This is a genomic window from Bacillus sp. N12A5, from assembly GCF_026790125.1.
GTDB lineage: Bacteria > Bacillota > Bacilli > Bacillales > Bacillaceae > Bacillus.
Genome location: NZ_JALAMR010000008.1, coordinates 152,190 through 173,908, shown reverse-complemented (window position 1 = coordinate 173,908; position 21,719 = coordinate 152,190). Strand labels below are relative to the sequence as shown.

At 45.0% G+C, this 21,719-nt stretch carries 20 protein-coding genes; 5 read left to right on the top strand and 15 right to left on the bottom strand.

Annotated features, from left to right (window positions below; translation table 11 throughout):
• Positions 1–139: 139 nt before the first annotated feature.
• From mdh to MOC09_RS10225, 4 genes are all read right to left on the bottom strand, one after another.
• Entirely contained in the window at positions 140–1,078 is a 939-nt protein-coding gene (mdh, locus tag MOC09_RS10240; protein WP_268358996.1) for a malate dehydrogenase, read from the bottom strand.
• 43 nt (positions 1,079–1,121) lie between these two features.
• Positions 1,122–2,393 (bottom strand): NADP-dependent isocitrate dehydrogenase, encoded by a 1,272-nt coding sequence (gene icd / locus MOC09_RS10235; protein ID WP_019259153.1) that lies wholly within the window; start codon positions 2,391–2,393, stop codon positions 1,122–1,124.
• Positions 2,394–2,556: 163 nt separating this feature from the next.
• Positions 2,557–3,675, bottom strand: coding sequence for a citrate synthase (citZ, locus tag MOC09_RS10230; protein WP_268358994.1), 1,119 nt, complete (start codon positions 3,673–3,675; stop codon positions 2,557–2,559).
• Positions 3,676–4,008: 333 nt separating this feature from the next.
• On the bottom strand, positions 4,009–4,473 hold the full coding sequence (locus MOC09_RS10225; protein ID WP_268370427.1) for a DUF441 domain-containing protein: 465 nt from the start codon (positions 4,471–4,473) through the stop codon (positions 4,009–4,011).
• A gap of 96 nt (positions 4,474–4,569) precedes the next feature.
• Between MOC09_RS10225 and ytvI the strand changes: the two genes are divergently transcribed.
• Complete coding sequence (gene ytvI, locus MOC09_RS10220; RefSeq protein ID WP_268358993.1) at positions 4,570–5,685, top strand: sporulation integral membrane protein YtvI; 1,116 nt, start codon at positions 4,570–4,572, stop codon at positions 5,683–5,685.
• A gap of 32 nt (positions 5,686–5,717) precedes the next feature.
• Here the strand turns inward: ytvI and MOC09_RS10215 are convergent, their stop codons facing one another.
• The 7 genes from MOC09_RS10215 to dnaE all read right to left on the bottom strand — a co-directional run bounded on the left by MOC09_RS10215 (position 5,718) and on the right by dnaE (position 16,023).
• Positions 5,718–6,101 (bottom strand): FxsA family protein, encoded by a 384-nt coding sequence (locus MOC09_RS10215; RefSeq protein WP_268370426.1) that lies wholly within the window; start codon positions 6,099–6,101, stop codon positions 5,718–5,720.
• A gap of 93 nt (positions 6,102–6,194) precedes the next feature.
• Positions 6,195–7,952, bottom strand: coding sequence for a pyruvate kinase (gene pyk, locus MOC09_RS10210; RefSeq protein WP_268358989.1), 1,758 nt, complete (start codon positions 7,950–7,952; stop codon positions 6,195–6,197).
• Between the two features lie 42 nt (positions 7,953–7,994).
• Entirely contained in the window at positions 7,995–8,954 is a 960-nt protein-coding gene (pfkA, locus tag MOC09_RS10205; RefSeq protein WP_003237788.1) for a 6-phosphofructokinase, read from the bottom strand.
• A gap of 183 nt (positions 8,955–9,137) precedes the next feature.
• Complete coding sequence (accA, locus tag MOC09_RS10200) at positions 9,138–10,115, bottom strand: acetyl-CoA carboxylase carboxyl transferase subunit alpha (RefSeq protein ID WP_268358988.1); 978 nt, start codon at positions 10,113–10,115, stop codon at positions 9,138–9,140.
• A complete protein-coding gene (accD, locus tag MOC09_RS10195; protein WP_268370424.1) occupies positions 10,100–10,972 on the bottom strand; it encodes an acetyl-CoA carboxylase, carboxyltransferase subunit beta in 873 nt (290 codons plus the stop codon). Before accD ends, accA begins: the two co-directional genes overlap by 16 nt.
• A gap of 327 nt (positions 10,973–11,299) precedes the next feature.
• The gene (gene maeB / locus MOC09_RS10190) at positions 11,300–12,538 is read right to left on the bottom strand and encodes an NADP-dependent malic enzyme (protein WP_268358984.1); all 1,239 of its coding nucleotides are present in this window, start codon (positions 12,536–12,538) and stop codon (positions 11,300–11,302) included.
• Positions 12,539–12,675: 137 nt separating this feature from the next.
• Positions 12,676–16,023 (bottom strand): DNA polymerase III subunit alpha, encoded by a 3,348-nt coding sequence (gene dnaE, locus MOC09_RS10185; RefSeq protein ID WP_268370422.1) that lies wholly within the window; start codon positions 16,021–16,023, stop codon positions 12,676–12,678.
• Positions 16,024–16,162: 139 nt separating this feature from the next.
• On the opposite strand from dnaE, the gene ytrH reads away from it, so the two are divergent.
• The 3 genes from ytrH (at position 16,163) to MOC09_RS10170 (ending at position 17,297) form a co-directional block, all read left to right on the top strand.
• Entirely contained in the window at positions 16,163–16,504 is a 342-nt protein-coding gene (ytrH, locus tag MOC09_RS10180; protein ID WP_268358980.1) for a sporulation membrane protein YtrH, read from the top strand.
• Positions 16,501–17,004: a sporulation membrane protein YtrI gene (gene ytrI / locus MOC09_RS10175; protein ID WP_268370420.1), complete on the top strand. Its 504-nt coding sequence runs from the start codon at positions 16,501–16,503 to the stop codon at positions 17,002–17,004. Before ytrH ends, ytrI begins: the two co-directional genes overlap by 4 nt.
• A 101-nt stretch (positions 17,005–17,105) precedes the next feature.
• Positions 17,106–17,297 (top strand): hypothetical protein, encoded by a 192-nt coding sequence (locus tag MOC09_RS10170; RefSeq protein WP_003229407.1) that lies wholly within the window; start codon positions 17,106–17,108, stop codon positions 17,295–17,297.
• Positions 17,298–17,314: 17 nt separating this feature from the next.
• Here the strand turns inward: MOC09_RS10170 and nrnA are convergent, their stop codons facing one another.
• The gene (nrnA, locus tag MOC09_RS10165; protein WP_268358977.1) at positions 17,315–18,256 is read right to left on the bottom strand and encodes a bifunctional oligoribonuclease/PAP phosphatase NrnA; all 942 of its coding nucleotides are present in this window, start codon (positions 18,254–18,256) and stop codon (positions 17,315–17,317) included.
• A 130-nt stretch (positions 18,257–18,386) separates the two neighbouring features.
• Here nrnA and MOC09_RS10160 point away from each other — a divergent pair, with 130 nt between their 5' ends.
• Positions 18,387–18,689 carry a YtpI family protein gene (locus MOC09_RS10160; RefSeq protein ID WP_268358976.1) on the top strand — a complete coding sequence of 101 codons (303 nt, stop codon included), beginning with the start codon at positions 18,387–18,389 and terminating at the stop codon, positions 18,687–18,689.
• 18 nt (positions 18,690–18,707) lie between these two features.
• On the opposite strand, the gene MOC09_RS10155 is transcribed toward MOC09_RS10160, so the two are convergent.
• The 3 genes from MOC09_RS10155 to MOC09_RS10145 all read right to left on the bottom strand — a co-directional run bounded on the left by MOC09_RS10155 (position 18,708) and on the right by MOC09_RS10145 (position 21,657).
• The gene (locus MOC09_RS10155) at positions 18,708–20,027 is read right to left on the bottom strand and encodes a CBS domain-containing protein (RefSeq protein ID WP_268358973.1); all 1,320 of its coding nucleotides are present in this window, start codon (positions 20,025–20,027) and stop codon (positions 18,708–18,710) included.
• 116 nt (positions 20,028–20,143) lie between these two features.
• Complete coding sequence (locus MOC09_RS10150) at positions 20,144–20,827, bottom strand: metal-dependent hydrolase (protein WP_003245964.1); 684 nt, start codon at positions 20,825–20,827, stop codon at positions 20,144–20,146.
• A gap of 62 nt (positions 20,828–20,889) precedes the next feature.
• Positions 20,890–21,657 carry an SDR family oxidoreductase gene (locus MOC09_RS10145; RefSeq protein WP_268358972.1) on the bottom strand — a complete coding sequence of 256 codons (768 nt, stop codon included), beginning with the start codon at positions 21,655–21,657 and terminating at the stop codon, positions 20,890–20,892.
• Positions 21,658–21,719: the final 62 nt, after the last annotated feature.

The window sequence follows — 21,719 nt, the reverse complement described above, 5'->3', positions numbered from 1 at the left end:
TTTTATTTTAGCGAAAGCAGGACATTCCGACAATTCGCCTTTTACATCATTTTTAAAAGAAATAAAGAAGGCTGTGATAACGCTTTCATTTATAGTAAAAAGAGAAAGGCTTTATCAAGCAAGCCTTTCTCTCTTTTTATTAGGATAATACTTTCATGACATTTTTGACAGATTCAACTGATTTATTCAGCTGTGCTCTTTCATAGTCTGTCAGTTCAAGCTCAATGATTTGCTCAAGACCGTTGCCGCCTACAATTGTAGGAACGCCAAGGTAGATGCCTTCATAGCCGTATTCACCTTCAAGATAGGCAATTGTAGGAAGGACGCGGCGCTGATCTTTCAAGATCGCTTCGACCATTTCCGTAAGAGAAGCTGCAGGCGCATAGTACGCGCTTCCGTTTCCGAGAAGATTCACAATTTCGCCTCCGCCCTTTCTTGTGCGCTCCACAATGGCGTCAATCCGTTCTTTCGGAATGAGAGTTTCAAGCGGGATACCGCCGGCATAAGAATAACGCACAAGCGGCACCATGTCGTCACCGTGTCCGCCAAGCACAAAACCAGTCACATCTTTCACTGACAGGTTTAATTCCTCTGCTACGAACGTTCTGAATCTTGCCGTATCAAGCACACCGGACTGGCCGATGACGCGCTCTTTAGGAAAGCCTGATTCTTTATACACCGCGTAAGTCATTGCATCAACAGGATTTGTCAGCACTACAATGATAGAGTCAGGAGAATATTTCACGATTTCTCGTGTAACGCTTCTCATAATTTTTTCGTTTGTAGAGACCAGATCATCTCTGCTCATACCAGGTTTTCTTGCGATACCGGCAGTAATGACAACAATGTCAGAACCTGCTGTATCCTCATAGTTGGATGTTCCCGTAATTCTTGCGTCAAAGCCTTGAACCGGGCTTGCTTCAAACATATCAAGCGCTTTTCCTTTTGTCGGGTTCTCCAACTGCGGAATATCAACAAGAACAACGTCCGCCAGCTCTTTTTGAGCAATTAAAAATGCAGTTGTTGCTCCGGTAAAACCTGCTCCGATAACAGAAACTTTTTTACGAGTATTTCCCATGTCTCTCTTCTCCTTTATGGCTAGTTTTAGGCTGTTTCCTTGCTTAGTCCATGTTTTTAATCAGTTCTTCTCCAAACTCTGAACATTTCACTTCAGTCGCGCCATCCATTAATCTGGCAAAATCGTAAGTTACGACTTTAGAAGCAATTGTTTTTTCCATAGATTTGATAACTAAATCAGCCGCTTCGTTCCATCCTAAATGCTCAAGAAGCAGAACGCCTGAAAGAATAACTGAAGATGGGTTTACTTTATCAAGTCCGGCATATTTAGGAGCCGTTCCGTGCGTTGCCTCGAAAATCGCATGCCCTGTTTCATAGTTGATGTTCGCTCCAGGAGCAATACCGATTCCGCCGACTTGTGCAGCAAGCGCATCTGAAATGTAATCTCCGTTCAGGTTCATTGTCGCAACGACATCAAACTCGTTCGGACGCGTTAAGATCTGCTGAAGGAAAATGTCAGCAATGCTGTCTTTGATAATGATTTTGCCTGCTGCTTCCGCTTCGCTTTGCGCTTTGTTTGCAGCGTCTTTTCCTTGTTCTTCAGCAATTCGGTCATATTGAGCCCATGTGAAGACTTTTTCGCCGTATTCTCTTTCAGCAAGTTCATAGCCCCAGTTTTTGAAGGCGCCTTCTGTGAACTTCATGATGTTTCCTTTGTGAACAAGCGTTACTGATTTGCGGCCATGCTCAATCGCATAATCAATAGCAGCTCTGACTAAACGGCTTGTTCCTTCTTCAGAAACAGGCTTAATGCCGATACCGGATGTCTCAGGGAAACGGATTTTGTTGACGTTCAACTCATTTTGCAGGAAGCTGATGAGCTTTTGCACTTCTTCAGAGCCTTTTGCATACTCGATGCCTGCGTAAATATCCTCTGTATTTTCACGGAAGATGACCATATCAGTATCTTCAGGGCGTTTTACCGGTGACGGCACTCCAGTGAAGTATCTTACAGGTCTTAAGCAGACGAATAGGTCAAGCTCTTGTCTAAGCGCTACGTTCAAAGAACGGATCCCGCCGCCGACAGGTGTTGTTAACGGCCCTTTAATCGCGATGAAATATTCGCGGATCACATCTAATGTTTCAGCAGGAAGCCATTCGCCTGTTTTATTATAAGCCTTTTCTCCGGCATAAACTTCTTTCCACGTAATTTTCTTTTCGCCTTTGTATGCTTTTTCAACTGCTGCTTCCAAAACCTTCGAAGCCGCGTTCCAAATATCAGGACCGGTTCCGTCTCCTTCGATAAATGGGATAATCGGGTTGTTTGGTACGTTTAATACTCCGTTAGAGACTGTAATTTTTTCGCCTTGTGCCACAATAAAAACCTCCCAGTATGTAATTCATATTTAGAAAACATTTTATTTTTCTTATATAGAAAACAAAATGATTTTTCTCAACATTCAATATAAAGTGTAACGATTTTTGATGTTCTGAACAAGAGGCTAACCTCATTGACGCAAGCCAGCCTCCAATGGTTCTTTAGGCTCTTTCTTCAATTGGAACAAATGCTTGTTTATCAGGGCCTGTGTAATCTGCGCGCGGGCGGATCAGACGGTTGTTGTCATACTGCTCAAGAATATGAGCGAGCCAGCCGGACATTCTGCTTACAGCGAAAATCGGTGTAAACAAATCATGGTCAATGCCGAGGCTGTGATAAACTGAAGCCGAATAGAAATCAACGTTAGGCGGAAGCTTTTTCTCTGAAGTGACGATCTCTTCTACACGAATCGACATCTCATACCATTTGCTTTCGCCTGTCAGGTTGGTCAGGCGCTTGCTCATTTCTTTCAGATGCTTCGCGCGCGGGTCGCCATGCTTATAGACGCGGTGGCCGAATCCCATAATTTTTTCTTTCTTTTCGAACTTCGCGCGGATGTACGGCTCAGCGTTCTCCACTTCGCCTATTTCTGTCAGCATTTTCATAACGCCTTCATTCGCCCCGCCGTGAAGAGGGCCCTTCAGCGCGCCGATTGCGGCAGTAATGCCTGAATAAATATCAGAAAGTGTTGCGACACAGACCCTTGCAGTGAACGTTGACGCGTTCAATTCGTGGTCAGCATGTAAAATCAATGCCTTGTTGAAGGCTTCGACCTCAATTGGCGAAGGCTCTTCACCGTTTAATGTGTAGAGAAAATTCTCGGCAATGCCGTAGTCTTCTCTTGGTTCAACAGGCTCAAGGCCTTTGCGTATTCTGGAAAATGCTGCAACCAGACCAGGCACCTTTGCCTGAAGGCGGATCGCCTTTCGGTAGTTGGCTTCAGGGTTCATGGTATCAGCCTCGCTGTCAAGCAGGCCTAGTAATGAAATCGCTGTCCGAAGAGCAGCCATGGGATGAACATTTTCGAGGGAATAAGATTTGAAGTGCTCAATAATTTCTTGCGGAACGGCAGCTTCCTTTGCAAGCTGCTGCTTTAACTCATCAAGCTCTTTTTTGTTTGGCAGCCTTAAATGCCAAAGCAAGTAGATGATTTCTTCAAAACTTGCATTCTCTGTTAAATCATCGATATCATACCCCACATATGTAAGGGTATCATCAATAATAGAACTAACAGATGATGTTGTTGCTACAACCCCTTCAAGACCGCGTGTCGCTGTCATATATAACATCTCCTTTTCAATTAATTTCCCCTTTAAGAGTGTTGTAAAAACATGAGGCTTACTTAAAATGCATGATGCAAGTATTTCTCTCCCCCAAAAAGAAAATGCTTACATTTTACTGGCTGCTGGTACTGAAACCCTTTGCTTATGAAAGAACATAACAAATTCTTATAAGCTTATTTAAGTTTAAGCCTATTCTCATTATAAACAATAATCAGACATTTGTTAAATGTTTACCTATAATTTTTTTTTTCATTCTGTGATTTCCCTGAAAAAACGCCTTTATTTGCGGGTTTTTGCATATAAAAAAAAGCGGCTTTAGGGCCGCTTTTTTTATGAAGTGAACAGTTTTACGATCTGCATGGCTATATAAGCAATCCCCGCTCCGATCAGCGGGCCCACCGCAACTCCGCCAAAAAGCGCGACGGCAAGAATGGTCCCGATCACGAGGGCAGTTGTAATATGCGGGTCATTTTCCAGCAGGGTCAGGCCGTTTTTGGCAATCAGCGCCACTGCGATTCCTGCTCCCAAGGCGATCCACGCATAGGAAGACCGCACTGCTTCTCCAAGCTGCTTAAATCCGATTTCTCCCGTGGCAATCGGAACGAGAACAGCGATTGTGATAATGGTCACTCCCCAATTAATGCCTTTTGACTGGATGGTTGGAAATAATTTCTGGTCAAGCCCAACGATTTTGATGATCAAAAGGACGGATACAGCAAAGAGCAATGATTGGTTTTTTGCGATAAGTGCAATAGTCAAGAGGATAATTAAAAATAAATTCGCTTGTGTAAACACATGCCATCCCTCCTTTAAGATGAATGTATACATATTCAGCCGGGGCGTGAATACATATAAAAAATAGGACATGCTGACGAGAGGAGGAGCGTTTTCGTGAATCAATCTTATATCACTGTTTTTTTCAGAACCCTCTTTGTCATATCAATTACCGCAGGATCGATAGCTGCGGCCTATTATTCGTTTCCGTTAACTTATCCGTTCCTGATCGCCCTTATTCTCTCATCAGTGATTCATCCTGTTGTTGACTATTTGGACAAAGTGACAGGATTCCCCCGAACGATAAACGTTCTGGGCGTGCTTGCTTTTTTTCTGCTTGCAGCCTTCGGCGTGCTCACCATTCTAGTAGCGGAAATCATAACGGGAACAGCCTATCTTGCGAAAACGCTGCCTCCGCATATCAGCACGTTTATCTTATATTGCGAAAAATTGTTTACGACTCATATCCAGCCGCTCTATAACGAACTGGCCCTCTTGTTTCAAGAATTGGAGACCAACCAGCAGGCTTCGATCGTCACCCATATTCAGACACTCGGTGATTCCGCCGCTAAAAATGCCGGACTGCTGCTGTCCCACATTCTAGAAATGATCCCGAGGTTTTTCGCGCTTCTTCCCAACACGGCGGCTGTTCTGATTTTTTCTCTCCTGGCAACATTTTTTATGACAAAGGACTGGCACAAGCTGAAAGCAATGCTCGTTTCGATTCTGCCGGATCGGGTTACAGCTAACAGCAAGGCGATCAGCAGCGAATTAAAAAAAGCAATGACCGGTTTTATCAAAGCGCAGGCCGTTCTTGTTTTCATTACAATGGTGATTGTATTTATCGGCCTTTCTCTCTTAAAAGTTGAACATGCCGCAACAATTGCCTTTTTAATCGGGCTTGTTGATCTTCTCCCTTATTTAGGTGCGGGCTCCGTATTTGTGCCGTGGATTTTATATTTATCGGTTACCGGACAGCTTCCCCAGGCGATCGGGATCGGGGTATTGTACCTCGTCGTACTTATTCAGCGGCAGCTGACAGAGCCTAAAATATTAAGCAAATCTATCGGGATCGATCCGCTGGCAACGCTCATCGCCCTGTTCGCCGGTTTTAAATTATTTGGGTTTTTAGGACTGATTGCCGGGCCGGCTTTTCTCGTCATGATCCAGGCCTTCATCACAACAGGCGCATTAAAGGAAATATGGTCCTATATCACCGTTCAGCAAAAATAAAACAGCAGCCCATGTTGCATGGCTGCCGTTTTTTATTTGATGATGATCCGCTTGTTCTTCGACATTCCTCTCAGCCATTTGAACAGAATCGGCTTACACCAGCTGCGGGTGAACGGGATAAGCAGACAGGCGCCGGCCAAATCTGATAAAAAGCCCGGAAGCATCAGCAAAAGACCGCCAATGAAAATGCACAGGCCGTCAGCAATCGCTTCCCCCGGCATTTTTCCATATTGAAGATCGCGCTGAACCTTGTAATACACTTCGGTTCCTTGTTTTTTTGCAGCTGCTGCGCCGATAATGCCCGTCAGAACCATTAAAAGGATCGTCGGCAAAATGCCGATCAGCTTGCCTGAAAATAGGAATATGCCGATTTCTATTGCCGGAAACACAATAAAAAGCAAAAATAAAAATCTCATATCCAAGCCCCCCACACGTGTAACACGCCTCTGTTCAACATAAGGCAAGATAAAGAGAAAAGGAAGGGATTCCCCTTCCGTTTTCACCTGTGATTAAAGAACGCTTGCACGGCCTTGGTAAACAGCGCCTCTGGAAGCGTCAACTGTAATATCCTGGCCTTCTGTCAAAATAGATGTCGCATTTTCCATACCCACGATAACCGGAATGCCTAGGCTTAAACCGACTACCGCAGCATGGCTTGTCAAGCCGCCTTCTTCTGTAATAAGAGCAGACGCCTTTTCAAGAGATGCAATCATGTCACGGTCAGTGCTTTTCGTAACAAGAACCGCACCGTCAGTCATTTTTTGCTCAGCTTCTTTTGCATTTTGTGCAATGACAACCGGACCGTAAGCTGATTTGCGTCCGATGCCTTGGCCTTTAGCGATGATATCGCCGACAGTGTAAACTTTCATCAAGTTCGTAGTGCCAGACTCACCGACAGTGCCTGCTGTAATGACGATCAGATCGCCGTGTTTTACAATTCCGCTGTTCAATGATTTTTGGACAGCATCTTCGAGCATCTCATCTGTAGAGCTCGCATTTTGGCCGCTTTCTGCGAATACGCCAGATACGAGGGCAAGCTTTCTGGAAATAGAGTCATTTACAGTAACCGCTACAATCGGCGCCTGTGGACGGTATTTTGCGATCATACGTGCTGTATGGCCGCTTTCAGTTGGCGTTACGATCGCTGCAGCATTCAGGTTGATCGCCGTATGCGCGACAGATTGTCCAATCGCGTCTGTAATCGTCATGCCTACTTGATCTCTGCGTTTTGAAAGAATTTCTTTATAATTTAAAGCTTCCTCAGAACGGGACGCGATATTGTGCATTGTTTGAACCGCCTCAACCGGATAGCTTCCGGCAGCTGTTTCACCAGAAAGCATGATCGCATCTGTTCCATCGAAGATCGCGTTTGCAACGTCACTTGCTTCCGCACGAGTCGGACGCGGGTTGCGCTGCATGCTGTCAAGCATTTGTGTCGCTGTAATAACAGGTTTGCCCAGCGCGTTGCATTTTTTGATCAGTTCTTTTTGCACAAGCGGCACTTCTTCAGCTGGAATTTCCACACCTAAGTCTCCGCGTGCAACCATTAAGCCGTCTGACACTTCGAGAATTGAATCGATGTTGTCAACGCCCTCTTGGTTTTCGATTTTCGGGATGATTTGAATATCCTGAGCATTGTGCTCTTCAAGAAGCTCACGGATTTCAAGCACGTCCGTAGAACGACGTACGAAAGACGCTGCGATGAAGTCTACTCCCTGCTCAATACCGAAAACGATGTCTCGCGCATCTTTTTCAGTAATACCAGGAAGGTTAACGCTGACGCCCGGTACGTTAACACCCTTTTTATTTTTAAGTGTTCCGTTGTTTAGCACTTTTGTTTTGATTTCGCGTTTAGCTGCATCAACATCAAGCACCTCTAGTCCGATAAGGCCGTCATCTAACAGAATCGTTGAACCTTGTTCAACGTCATCGACTAAACCTTCATATGTCACTGAAATTTTATCTGTTGTTCCTACAACCTCGTCCATTGAAATGATAAGCTCTTTGCCTGTTTCAAGCTCAATGCCGCCGTTTTCCATTGTATGTGTGCGGATTTCAGGACCTTTTGTATCAAGCAGGATACCAACGTTTTTGCCAAGCTTTTTGCTTGCTTCGCGAATATTTTTTATTCTTGCACCGTGCTCCTCAAAATCTCCGTGAGAAAAATTCAATCGAGCCACGTTCATTCCTGACTCCATTAATTTCGTAAGCATTTCAATACTTTCACTTGCCGGACCGATGGTACAAACTATTTTCGTTTTTCTCATTTGGTTCACTTCCTTCTGAAATCTTCAGCCTTCACCTGCACATTAGATAGACAGTTCTTTTGAAAGCTGATACATGTTTTGCTCAACTGTGTGCTTTGTCTCCAGTATTTCTATAATATCATGGTCTACAAGCTTATTGTTTTGTATACCTACACAGCGTCCGCCTTTTCCTTCAAGCAGCAGTTCAACTGCATATGCGCCGAGACGGCTTGCCAGTACGCGGTCAGCAGCACTCGGTGAACCTCCGCGCTGGATATGGCCCAATACAGATACCCTAGTTTCAAGATTTGTTTCTTCTTCAATGCGTTTCCCGAATTCAACACCGCTGCCTACACCCTCGGCAACAATAATAATGCTGTGCTTCTTGCCGCGTTCGTGGCCGCGTTTTAAACGGGCAATGATTTCGTGCATGTCATAGTCTGCCTCAGGGATTAAGATTGATTCCGCGCCCCCTGCAAGACCGGCCCACAATGCGATATCGCCGGCATGGCGGCCCATTACTTCGATCACATATGTACGTTCATGAGAAGTCGCTGTATCGCGAATCTTATCAATTGCGTCAATTACTGTATTTAAAGCTGTATCGAAACCGATTGTAAAGTCAGTGCCCGGAATGTCATTATCAATTGTACCCGGTACACCTACACATGGAAACCCGTGCTCCGTCAATTTTTTCGCACCCATATAGGAACCGTCTCCGCCGATGACAACAAGGCCTTCAATACCAAGCTTCTTCAAGTTTTCTATCCCTTTTTCACGGCCTTCAACCGTTTTAAATTCAGGACATCTTGCCGTATAAAGCTTTGTTCCTCCGCGATGTATAATATCGCCTACAGATCCGAGTTCAAGCTTTTCAATCTTTCCGCTGATTAATCCTGCGTATCCGTTGTAAATGCCGTATACTTCAACGTCATGATAAATCGCCTTTCTGACTACTGCGCGAACTGCTGCGTTCATTCCCGGGGAATCCCCGCCGCTCGTTAATACCCCTATACGTTTCATTCTCCATTCACCTCAGCAACATATATGATTAAACATAACATGATCATTGCCATAAAAACAATGAAAAGGGATCTCCATCCTCCCTATGAAACCTTACCTATTATACAATTAAATAAATTGTTTTTAAATAAAATTTAAGGAATGTCACAAAAAATAAACGTGAGCCAAAGGCTTCACGTTTATTTAGTTTACCCCGATATATTGATCTTCAATCGAGACTTTGCCAATTGCTTTATATTTTTCATAGCGCTGCTGGACTAATTCTTCCTCGCTCAGCTTCAGCAAAGTTTTTAACGATTGTTTAAGGGTTTCGTCCATATAGCTTGCCTGCAGCTTTACATCGTGATGCGCTCCGCCTTTTACTTCTTTTATCATATGATCTATAATACCTAATTCTTTTAAATCCGGCGCAGTGATTTTCATTGTTTCTGCTGCTTTTTTAGCAAGACTGGAGTCCTTCCATAAAAGTGCCGCGGCACCTTCAGGAGAAATAACAGAATAAGTAGAGTTTTCCAGCATATGCAAGTGATTTCCAACACCTAGACCTAGGGCTCCGCCGCTTCCGCCTTCGCCAATGACGATGCAGATAACAGGCACTCGAAGGCCGGCCATCTCAAACAGGTTTTTGGCAATGGCTTCGCTTTGTCCTCTTTCTTCCGCTGCTCGACCAGGGTATGCCCCCTTCGTATCAATAAAACAGATAATTGGTCTGTTGAATTTATCCGCCTGTTTCATGAGACGAAGCGCTTTTCGATAGCCTTCAGGATGCGGCATCCCAAAATTGCGGACAAGGTTTTCCTTCGTGTCTTTGCCTCGCTGATGCCCGATTACTGTTACAGGAAGGCCATGGAATTTCGCAATGCCGCCGACAATGGCTTCATCGTCTCCGTAGGCTCTGTCTCCGTGACATTCAAAAAAGTCGGTAAACAGGTGTTCGATATAATCAAGCGTTGTCGGACGGTCCGCCAGACGCGCAATTTGAACACGGTCCCAAGGCTTCAGATTTTTATAAATATCATCCTGAAGCTTAGCGAGACGGTCTTCTAGCCGTGCGATTTCTGCACTCAGATCCATATCGGAGTCCTGGGTGAATTTTTTTAGTTCGGCGATTTTCGTTTGCAGTTCAATCACCGGTTTTTCAAATTCTAATCTTGCAGCCACTCAATGTCACCTCCTGTTTGATGCATATCCAGCAGATTCTTTAACGTTTGTTTCATGTCATCACGGTGAATAACCGCATCAAGCTGTCCATGTTTCAATAAAAATTCAGCCGTTTGGAAGTCCTCAGGCAATTTTTCCCCTATTGTCTGTTCAATAATTCGTCTTCCGGCAAAACCGATCAGCGCGCCAGGCTCAGCGAAATTGTAATCACCAAGTGAAGCAAAGCTCGCTGATACACCTCCGGTAGTCGGATGCGTCATAACTGAGATAATGAGCCCCTGTTCTTCACTGAACAATTTTAAGGCAGAGCTTGTCTTAGCCATTTGCATCAAACTTAATACGCCTTCCTGCATTCTCGCACCGCCTGAAGCCGTAAAAATAATAAACGGAACTTTATCAGCTTTTGCTTTTTCAATCGCAAGCGTGATTTTTTCGCCAACGACTGAACCCATGCTGCCCATTCTGAATGAAGAATCCATGACGGCGACAACCGCCGGAAATCCGCCGATGGTGCCCTTGCCTGTCACAACAGCCTCGTTTAAGGATGTTTTCTCGCGATCTTTTTCAAGCTTTTCCAGATATCCCGGGAAACCAAGCGGATTTTCCGATAACATTCCCTGATTGAATTCCTCAAAGGATTGTTCATCCATCAAGCTTTCGATACGCTGTTTTGCGTTCATCGGGAAATGATAATCGCAGTTCATGCATACCCGCATATTTTTATCCAACTCTTTAGTGAGCATGATTTTTTTACACTTAGGACATTTTGTCATAATGCCTTCCGGTACATCGTGCTTCGCTTGATCAGATGGTACGGAAGCATACTTTTTCTTTTTCGTGAATATATCCTTTAACAAATGATTACCTCCCTTTTGTGAAGGGTTCTCTTCACCGCATGTCATCAATCAGATAGACTTGCTAATAACTTTACCGAAACTATTGTACTTTTTTTGTCAAACGCTGTCATCCTCAATTCGACATCTTTTTATTCAATGACGCGTTCGGAAAGGCTCGTGAGAAATCAGATTAAGCGTTGAACCGACAGGATTGAGAGCGCATTCAAAAATAATGTTAAACCCAGCTGAAATTTTTTCAAGATCAACCCCTAAAAAAATTTCAGCCGCGAGTTTAACTTGAGAACAGCGCGCCGGTCTCCGCCAACGCGCTGCCATTTTTGGAATGAATTAAAATGATTCACCAATAATCGTAAGTTGTCTCGTTTTTTCAGCAACTTCCTCAGGATCAACAGTGATTCTTGCGACACCTGTTTCCATTGCCGCTTTTGCCACAGCCTTCGCAACAGCAGGCGCAACACGTTTATCAAACGGTGCAGGGATGACGTAATCTGCGCTAAGCTCATCTTCTGAAACCAGTGAAGCAATGGCTTCAACCGCTGCAATTTTCATTTCCTCGTTAATGTGAGTGGCACGAACGTCAAGCGCTCCGCGGAAAATACCAGGGAATGCAAGAACATTGTTTACTTGGTTCGGGAAGTCAGAACGGCCCGTTCCGATAACGCTCGCACCAGCTTCACGCGCATCCTCCGGCATAATTTCCGGATTTGGATTGGCCATCGCAAAGATAATCGGATCTTTTGCCATGCTTTGTACCATTTCTTTTGTTAGCGCCCCTGCTACAGACACACCGATAAATACGTCAGCATCAACGATGACATCTTTCAGAGAACCATCCTTGCGGTCCTGGTTTGTGAATTTCGCCACTTCGTTTTTAACATCGTTCATGCCGTTCGGGCGCCCTTCATAAATCGCCCCTTTTGAATCGCACATCACGATGTCGCGTACACCGTAATGGTGAAGAAGCTTGATAATCGCAATACCGGCCGCACCGGCTCCATTTGCGACAACTTTAATGGAGGACATGGATTTTCCAGACAGTTTCAGCGCGTTAACAAGGCCTGCAACAGTTACAATGGCAGTACCGTGCTGATCATCATGGAAAACCGGAATGTTTGTTTCTTTTTTGAGGCGCTCTTCAATGATAAAGCAGTTTGGCGCTGCAATATCTTCAAGGTTGACGCCGCCGAATGTCGGTTCAAGCAATTTTACAGTTTCAACGATTTTATCAACATCGTTTGTGTTTAAAGCAATCGGGAACGCATCTACGCCCGCAAAGCTTTTGAAAAGAACAGCTTTTCCTTCCATAACAGGAAGTGCGGCTTCCGGGCCGATATTTCCAAGACCAAGCACAGCTGTCCCGTCAGTTACAACTGCTACCATGTTCCCCTTCATTGTATAATCATATACTTTGTTAATGTCTTCATGGATATCCTTACATGGTTCAGCAACACCCGGGGAATAAGCAAGGCTCAAATCTTTCGCGTTTCTGACTTCTACTTTTGATTTAGACTCCAGTTTCCCCTGATTGACTTTATGCAGGTGTAATGCTTCTTCTCTTAATGACATTCTCCTAAACACTCCTTATGGATATTTTTTTGATTCGTATACTGCTGCGTTGATTGCTGCATTCTGCGGAGTTAATCTATCTGAATATTTAAACAGGATCACATAATTGCTCCAATTGTATAACAAAAAGTGCATCGTTACCACTGTTTTAAAACGACGTTTTTTTGACCCAACAGCTCTTTTAAGCGATATAACACCTGGTGATCCGCATGGATATGAAACGACTCAGGAAGCTTAATTGTCTGTTTTTGCCTTTCATAATAGAGATAAACGCCTGTTTCCCCTTTATGCTCCAGCAAAATGCGCTTAATTTTTTCCAGGATCTCCTGGCTGTGCTGACTGCTTTCTACTTTTATATAAACCGATGGCGCTTTTTCTGCATCCATATTTTCTAATAATTCTGCCCGGGACATGATGAACTGAACCTTGTCCTGCCTTACTTCACATTTCCCCGCTGTGAACAAAAGGGCGCCTTCCCTTAAAACGGGAGAAAGCAACCTGAATTGTTCAGGGAAAACAACGGCTTCCATTTCGCCGGATTCATCGCTGAGCGTTAAAAACGCCATGTTTTGACCTGTTTTTGTCCGAATTGTTTTGACCTTCGACAGCAGGACTCCGAGAGAAAGCTGCCTTTTGACTGCCTGCTGGGCCTGCAAAATAGTCACTGCACCGTGAGCAGCCAGCTGTTTGCGGAAGGCAGAGAGCGGATGATTTGAAAAATAAATGCCAAGCGTTTCTTTTTCGAACGCAAGCAAATCCACAAGCGGGAGCTCCTCCGTCTCCACATACTTCGGCTTAATCGAAAACGATTCATCTAAAAACAATCCCATTTGATCATCATCTGCAGCGAATAGCTCAGCATGCTCCAAAGCAACGTCAATGGATGCGAGCAGCGTAGCCCGGTTATGGCCGAATTCGTCCATCGCGCCAGAAAAAATAAGTGCTTCAAGCGTTTTGCGATTGACGCTTTTAGACGGCACACGAAAGCAGAAATCGAAAAGATCTTCAAATGGTTTCTCTTTTCTTGCTTTATATATATCTTTGACTGCTGAGACGCCTACACTTTTTATCGCGCGGAGGCTGTATCTGACAGATCCGTCTTCAACTGTAAACGGAAAACTGCTTTTGTTCACTGACGGAGGAAGGATACGAATCCCGCTCCCCTTTGCTTCGTAAAGATATTGAGAAATTTTATCCTCATTGCCAATGACGCTTGTCAGCAATCCGCACATAAAATATAACGGATAATGAGCTTTCAAATACGCAAGCTGGCAACCGATCATGCTGTATGCCACCGCATGGCTCCTGTTAAAGCCATAGTTTGCGAATTTGACGATTAAATCGTAGACTTCATTTGCAGTGTCTACAGAATACTCCTTTTTTAAGCACCCTTCAACAAAATGGCTTCGTTCTCTGTCCAAGATGTCTTTTTTCTTTTTGCTGACCGCCCGTCTCAGCAGGTCCGCTTCACCTAAAGAAAACCCTGCCATACGGGAAGCAATCATCATAATTTGTTCCTGATATACAATGACGCCATATGTATCTTCCAAGATGCTCCTTAAATCTTCATGGGGATAGTGAACAGGCGCCCGGCCGTGTTTACGGTCAATAAATAACGGTATATGTTCCATCGGGCCAGGCCGGTACAGCGCATTGACCGCCACAATATCCTCCAGGCCTGAAGGTTTAAGACGCTTCAGGACGCTTCTCATCCCTGCTGATTCAAGCTGGAAGATCCCTGTCGTATCCCCTTTTGACAGCAAGGAAAACGTTTTGTCATCGCGATAGGAAATACGTGAAAGATCTATTTTAATATTTTCTTCTTTTTCGATCATTGACGTGATGGACTCGATGAGCGTAAGGTTGCGCAACCCTAAGAAATCCATTTTTAAAAGGCCCAAGTCTTCAAGGTGATCCATCGCGTACTGCGTCAAATATATCCCTTCATGCCCTTCCTGAAGCGGGACAACATCCGTTAACGGTTCTTCACTCAGGACAACGCCTGCTGCGTGGGTTGATGTATGCCTTGGCAGCCCTTCTATTTTTCGGGCAATTGCATAGACTTGCTGGAGCAGGCTTGACTCCCGAAGCCGCTTATCCAGCTGCGGTGACTGCTGTCTCGCTTCATCCAGCGTCATGCCCGGCCTTGAAGGAATGAGTTTTGCAAGCTGATCTGCCTCCTTCGGGCTGACGCCGAATACTCTGCCGACGTCCCGAAGCGCCGCCTTTGCCGCAAGTGTTCCAAAGGTGATAATCTGCGCAACGTGCATCGCACCGTATTTCTGCTGAACGTATTGAATGACTTCATCCCTTCTTGTATCAGGAAAGTCAATATCAATATCCGGCATGCTGATGCGTTCCGGGTTTAGAAACCGTTCAAACAGCAGATGATGCTTAATTGGATCAACATCTGTGATATACAGCACATAAGCCACAAGAGAGCCTGCTGCTGACCCCCTTCCCGGTCCCGTTACGATCCCTTTTTCGTGGGCATGCTTCATAAAATCCCATACGATCAGAAAGTAATCACTAAACTTCATCCGTTTGATGACATCTAGCTCATATTGCAGACGGCGAAGATATCGTTCATCAGGCTTGCCAAATCGGCTGTGTAGTCCTGCCATACAGATGTCCGTTAAATAATCATCAGCGGGCGTTCCGTCTGGAGTGGGAAAAGACGGGAGACGGGTCTGCCCGAGGCTGACATCAACCCGGCATTGTTCCGCGATCTCAACAGAAGCTTGCAGTGCTTCGGGATGCTCCCGATAAATGTTTTGCATTTCGTCGAGGGGTTTCAAATCGAGATCAGGCAAATCTTCGGCGGGTGCATCCGTCAGCTTTTCGCCTGCTTTAATCGCTTTCAGACAGCGGTAGGCAGTCTTATCTTCTTTTCTGATGTAATGCACATCGCCTGTAGCCGTCACAGGGATACCCGTTTCTTCTGACAGCTTTAGGACCTGTTCAGACAAGGATGGATTCCCTTTAAAAGGCTGATAGGAGAAATAAAAAGCTCCTTTTCCGAATATAGACTGAAATTCTAGTGCGGCTTGAGCGGCCTGTTCAAACAGCCCCCCTTCAAGAAGCATCTCAATATATCCTTTTTCGCCGGGCGTTATCGCGATAATGCCTTCCCGATAACTGTGAAGCCATTTCTGTTTTAGCCCGCCTTTTGATTTCGATTGCAGGACGCTGCTGATTTTCAGCAGGTTTTGATAGCCTGTATTTGATTTGGCCAGCAGCACGAGCGGGTAGGCTTCAAGCTCGTTATCATCTGTAAAAACAGAAGCCGTCAAACCGATTATTGGGTTGATTCCCCTCGCCTTGCATGCTTTATAAAATTGAATTGCTCCGTACATGACATGATCATCTGTCAGCGCCAAAGACGCATATCCGAGCCTGTCAGCTTCACTGACGAGCTCTTCCACGGCCGCGGCGCTGTTTAGCAGGCTGTACCCACTATGCACTTGCAGGTGAACAAAAGACATGCTATCACCTCTTTCTCATTACGATCCATTTCTTTCTTCATTATAAGGCCGGTTTCCAAAAGAAACAAATGTTCTTTTTTGACTCATCATCATACTTGTCCTGAATGCTCAATATGATATAAAAGGTGAGGTGATAAAGATGGATCAGGAAGCAGGATTTATGGTGAATTTTATCAACAGCTACTTCATAGCGTTAGGGGTACTGATCGGAGGCGCACTCATCGGAGGGCTCGGCGCATATTTAGCAGGCGAAGCACCGCTTACGTCCATTACAAAGCTTGCGAACAAATTAAAAATATGGGCGCTTGTCGCGGCTATCGGAGGCACCTTTGATGCGGTATACAGCTTTGAACGGGGCATTCTTGAGGGCAACACGAGGGATATCTTTAAGCAGCTTCTTTTGATTATCTCGGCTATGGGCGGCGCGCAAAGCGGCTGGCTCATTATTTCATGGCTGACCCAGGAGCATCTTTCTTCATGAGGGTCCCCCAGCATTACAAAAAACCGGGGTGGCAGCGTTTTTTCGCGGGAATGATGTGCGGGGCTGTAATCAGCTGGTTCTTTTTCCTGTTTACTTATGGAACATTCCAAGAGGAGCAGGTCAGCCTCATCGAAAAACAAAAAGAGCACGTAAAAGACCTGAACAATCAAATTTCGATCTATCAGGAAGACCTCCATAAACTGAATGAAGACAATAAAAGAAAACTCTTGATCCAAAGTGTCAGCGTCAAATTAGTGAATGGGGAAAAATATAAAATATCGCAGCCGGATAAAACAAAATTCGAGGAACATGTAAAGGATAATATTTCAGAAGTGATCACAAAAGACATAGAGAGCGTCTATCAAACAAAGGATCTTTTAAAACGGACAATTGAAAACAAAGTCTATATGATCAACGAAAAAAAATACGAGGCAACGGTCAAGGAATTAATTATTTATACGAGACTGACGGTAGAACTTGAAATATCATTCGCCGCATAATTATGGATTTTTTTTAAATTCTCCAAACTTCTGTCGCTTTTTCCCATTCTTTTTTATAAACTATATGTGAGGCTTAATGGCGAAAGGAAGGAGGAAGAGAAATGGAGGTTTACAGTGACCGTCAGTTAGCAAAAGATCAAGCAGCCCGGCTCAGACAAGGTTTTTCTGCGTATGCCGAAACAAACTCACTCGCTTCCCTCATCAAAAAAGAACTTCAATCTCACAATCTCCAAGTCTACGAGGACCTTACTGATTTCGGCTGCTGGTTCATCCCCGTCACAGATGAACACTAAGAGAGAGGGTCTCCCCTCTACTTGTGTTCTTTACATAATGTTTCCAGATCAGCTAAAATCCGATCAGCTTCGTCCCAGCTATAAATAGAGGCACCTGAAGCAAGCGGATGCCCTCCGCCGTTATATTTCCTGGCAAGTCCGTTAATAACAGGCCCTTTCGAACGGAATCTGACTCTGATTTGATCATCTTCTTCTACGAAAAACACCCAAGCGCGAATACCTGAGATATTGCCAAGCGTCCCGACAAGCTGTGACGCTTCAGAAGCCGTTGTGCCGAACTTTTCAAGCGTATCCTTTTTGATGAAAACAGAAGCGGCACCGTTTTCGGACAATGACACATTTTGAAAGATAAAGCCGTTAAGCTTCACCACATTCAGTTTTGTTTCATACAATTGATTAAACAACTCTGAGGAAGAGAATGGATACTGAATGAGCTCGCCTGCATATTTTAATGTTTTTTCCGTAGTATTCGGAAATAAGAAGCGTCCGGTATCTCCGACAATGCCGGCATAGATCAGCTCTGCCGCTTTCGTATTCAGCTTCCAGCCGTGCTCTTTTCCTTCTAAATACAGCTCGTAAATCATTTCGCTTACCGAGCTTGCGCTTGTATCGACCCAGAGAAGGTCACCGTATGGATCTTCGTTCGGATGATGGTCGATTTTCATCAGTTTGGCGCCTGAAGGATAACGCTGATCGTCGATTCTTTCCTGATTTGCCGTATCGCAGACAATGACAAGTGCGCCCTCATATGTTTCATTGTCCACCTCATCAAGGGAATATAAGAAGGAGAGGGACGGTTCAGGCGTGCCGACCGCAAAAATATTTTTTTCAGGATACGTTTCCCGCAGGATTTCCGTAAGTCCGCACTGTGATCCGTAGGCATCCGGATCAGGACGCACATGTCTATGTAAGATAATCGTGTCATATAATGATATGGTTCTGATCAGTTCTGTTTTCATGTGATACTCCTTTATTGTTTTTATTCATTAAATCACATTCTCTGCCGACGGAAAAGAAAAATAACGTCAAAACCAAGCCCGTTTTTGTATAGAATGGGTTTGTAAACTTTTACGATGGAGGATTTCATTTATGCTGGTTCTTGTTTTTTTGATTGGGCTTTCAGCCTGCTTTTATGTGTTCTACAAAGCAAAAGGCGTACGGGCAAAGCAATCTTTAGAAAAAGAAATCTATTCAGCAAAATCAAGCATGGCCTTAGGGTCACTTGTCCTGTTCTACGGCCTCAACCAAATGATATTATTCCATTCTGTATTAACGTTAGTGATCGGCGGTATCTTTATCGTTATCGGAGCAGGAAGCGCTTGGGCAGGTTTAAAAGCCTACAGGCATTACAATCCCCTTCACGCCAAAGAAGCTGAAAGAGATCACGCGTAAGGGGCGCCTGAACGTCCCTTAGCTTCTTTCCATCAGCTGAACCATCAGCATCGCTTTAGACACGATATGGCCTTGGCTGTGCACTTCAACTTCCATTTTTCCGAACTTTCTGCCGGCCTCCAAGATGCGCGGTCTGACTTCGATGACCGATTCCATCTGCACAGGCTTCAAAAAGAAAATGGTGATGCTTTCAATAACGAGTTCGCCGCGTTTTTTCGAGCGCAAAAACCGGTTTGCCGCTTGCGTCAAAATGGTTGTAAACACACCGTAAGAAATGGTTCCGAGCTGATTTGTCATCTGCGGCGTGACTTCGTACTCGTAAACCGTTTGATCCTCTTTCTCATTATCCTCATCTTTAAATCCCCTTGAAACGATATCATCAAGCTTCTCCCCGACCTGGGGCTGCTTTTGAATCATTTGAAGGGCTTTCAGCACGTCCTGGCGGCTGATCATGCCGATCAGTTTTTGGTGGCCGTCGGTGACAGGAAGCACTTCAATCCCTTCCCATACCATCGTTTGCGCCGCTGAGGCGACAGATGTTTTCCCAATAACCGTTACGGGGTTTTTGGTCATGACCTTTTCGATGGGTGCGTTTCGGTCATGGCCGGCAATATCTTTTGATGTCAGAATGCCGTGGATTTTCATTTGATCATCGACCACCGGGAAGCGGCCGTGTCCCGTTTCAAAATTTTTCTCATACCATTTTTCAAGCTTATCCTTAGGCGAAAGATATACCGTGCGGTCAGCAGGCGTTAGGATGTCCTCCACCAGGACAATTTCTTTTTTGATCAGCTGGTCATAAATCGCCCGGTTAATCATTGCAGCAACTGTAAAGGTGTCATAGCTCGTGGATAAAATCGGCAGCTCAAGCTCATCTGCCAGCTGCACAATGCTGTCATCCGTGTTGAAGCCCCCGGTCACCAATACAGCTGCGCCCGCTTCAAGCGCTTGTCTGTGTGCGTTGATTCTATTTCCGACAATCAAAAGATTCCCCGCTGCGGTGTAACGCATCATCGCGTCCAGCTCCATCGCGCCAATGACGAATTTATTCAATGTCTTATGGAGTCCGGCCCGTCCTCCGAGCACTTGTCCGTCTATGACATTTACAACCTCTGCATAGGTAAGCTTTTCAATGTTCTCTTTTTTCTTTTGCTCAATCCTGATTGTGCCCACACGTTCAATCGTGCTGACAAACCCTTTATTCTCTGCTTCCTTGATCGCTCTGTACGCAGTCCCTTCGCTTACTTTCATTTCCTTCGCAATTCTTCGCACAGAAATTTTTTCACCGACAGGCAGTGAATCAATATACGTTAAAATTTGTTCATGCTTCGTCGCCAAGCCTTTCACCTCTAAGGACAGTCTTCTGCTTTTATTATAAGGGCTCGGAGGATTTGTACGCAATGAGCCTGGAAAATAAAAAACCATCTCCTGTCAACCAAGAGATGGTTTCACGTTTAAAGCTCGATCGTCTCACCGACCGACATGACTTTACCGACTCCGCCCGGCAGGCTGTCAGCAAATGCTTCAGGGTCTTGTTCGATGACCGGGAATGTATTGTAATGAACCGGCACGACCTGTTTTGCCCGCAGCCATTCAGCGGCAAGCTTGGCGTCTTCAGGCCCCATCGTAAAGTTATCGCCAATCGGCAGGAAAGCAAGATCAATATGGTTCAATTCGCCAATAAGTTTCATATCAGAGAAAAGAGCCGTATCGCCCGCGTGGAAAATCGTTTTATCTTCTACAGTCAGCAATATACCGGCTGGCATCCCTGTGTATGTGATCGTTTTGTTTTCTTCATCTGTGATGGCTGATCCGTGAAAGGCCTGTGTGAGCTTCACTTTTCCAAAATCGAACTGGCGGGAGCCGCCAATATGCATTGGATGAACATTCAAGCCTTTCCAGCCTAAGTACACAGCGAGCTCGTTCGGGGCTATAACCAGCGCGTTGTTTTGCTTGGCGATTTGTTCAGTATCACCGACATGGTCATTGTGGCCGTGCGTTAATAAGATGACATCCGCTTTTACATCCTCCGGCTTTATATCCGTTAATGAATTCCCTGTTAAAAACGGATCAAAAATAATATGATGGTCCTTCGTTTCCACTGTGATTACAGAATGTCCGTGATATGTCACTTTCATTTCTTTCACCTCGTCACATGATTTTGATTTTTTTATTTTCCCTTTTTAAAAAACTGAAAAACTTATGTTGCTTGATTCTTGTTAATGACATTGAGGCCGCCGGTGGCTTCAATGACAGTGCCTGTCACAAGGTCTGAGTTCTCCTCACACAAGAAAGCGATAATCCGGGCGATATCCTCGCCTGTGCCGGATCTTCCTATCGGCGTTTTTTCTTGGCCGATTCGCATTCTGGCTTCCTCTATCGATGCTTCTTTCATGTCGCCGACAATGTCTCCCGGGCACACCATGTTGGCGGTTATGCCGTATTCAGCTTCTTCAATGGCAATGGTCTTCGTCAAAGAAGCCAAGCCCACCTTCGCAGCGCCAAATGCCGATCTGTGAAGCCAGCCGGGCGCGTGCGCCGCGCCTTGAAATCCGTACGTGATGATGCGTCCAAATTGCTGTTTTCTCATAATAGGAATAACCGCTTTGAATAAATGAAAGACGGCGCTTAAATTCCCTTCCAGCATACCGTACCATTCATCATCAGTATAATCGGCTAACTTTTTACGTTCAAATATGTATGGTCCCGCGTTGTTAATCAAAAAGTCGATCCTACCGAAGCGGTTTAAGGCAGCCTCTGCAATGCGCAGCAGATCTTCTTTTTTGGTGACATCACCTTTTACAAAATGCAGCCGGTCAAGACAATCAGGAAAGGCTTCCTTCAGGCGTCTGACAGCCTCCTCATCCTGCCTGTAATTGACTGTAACTGAATACCCCTTTGCAAGCAACGTCTCAGTCACTTTGCGGCCTAAACCCTTCGAACCGGCAGTAATTAAAGCATGTCGCACATGAATACCTCCCAAAGCAACGTCGCCGCTTTCAATAAAGTGTTTCTTCTTCTACTTTACTA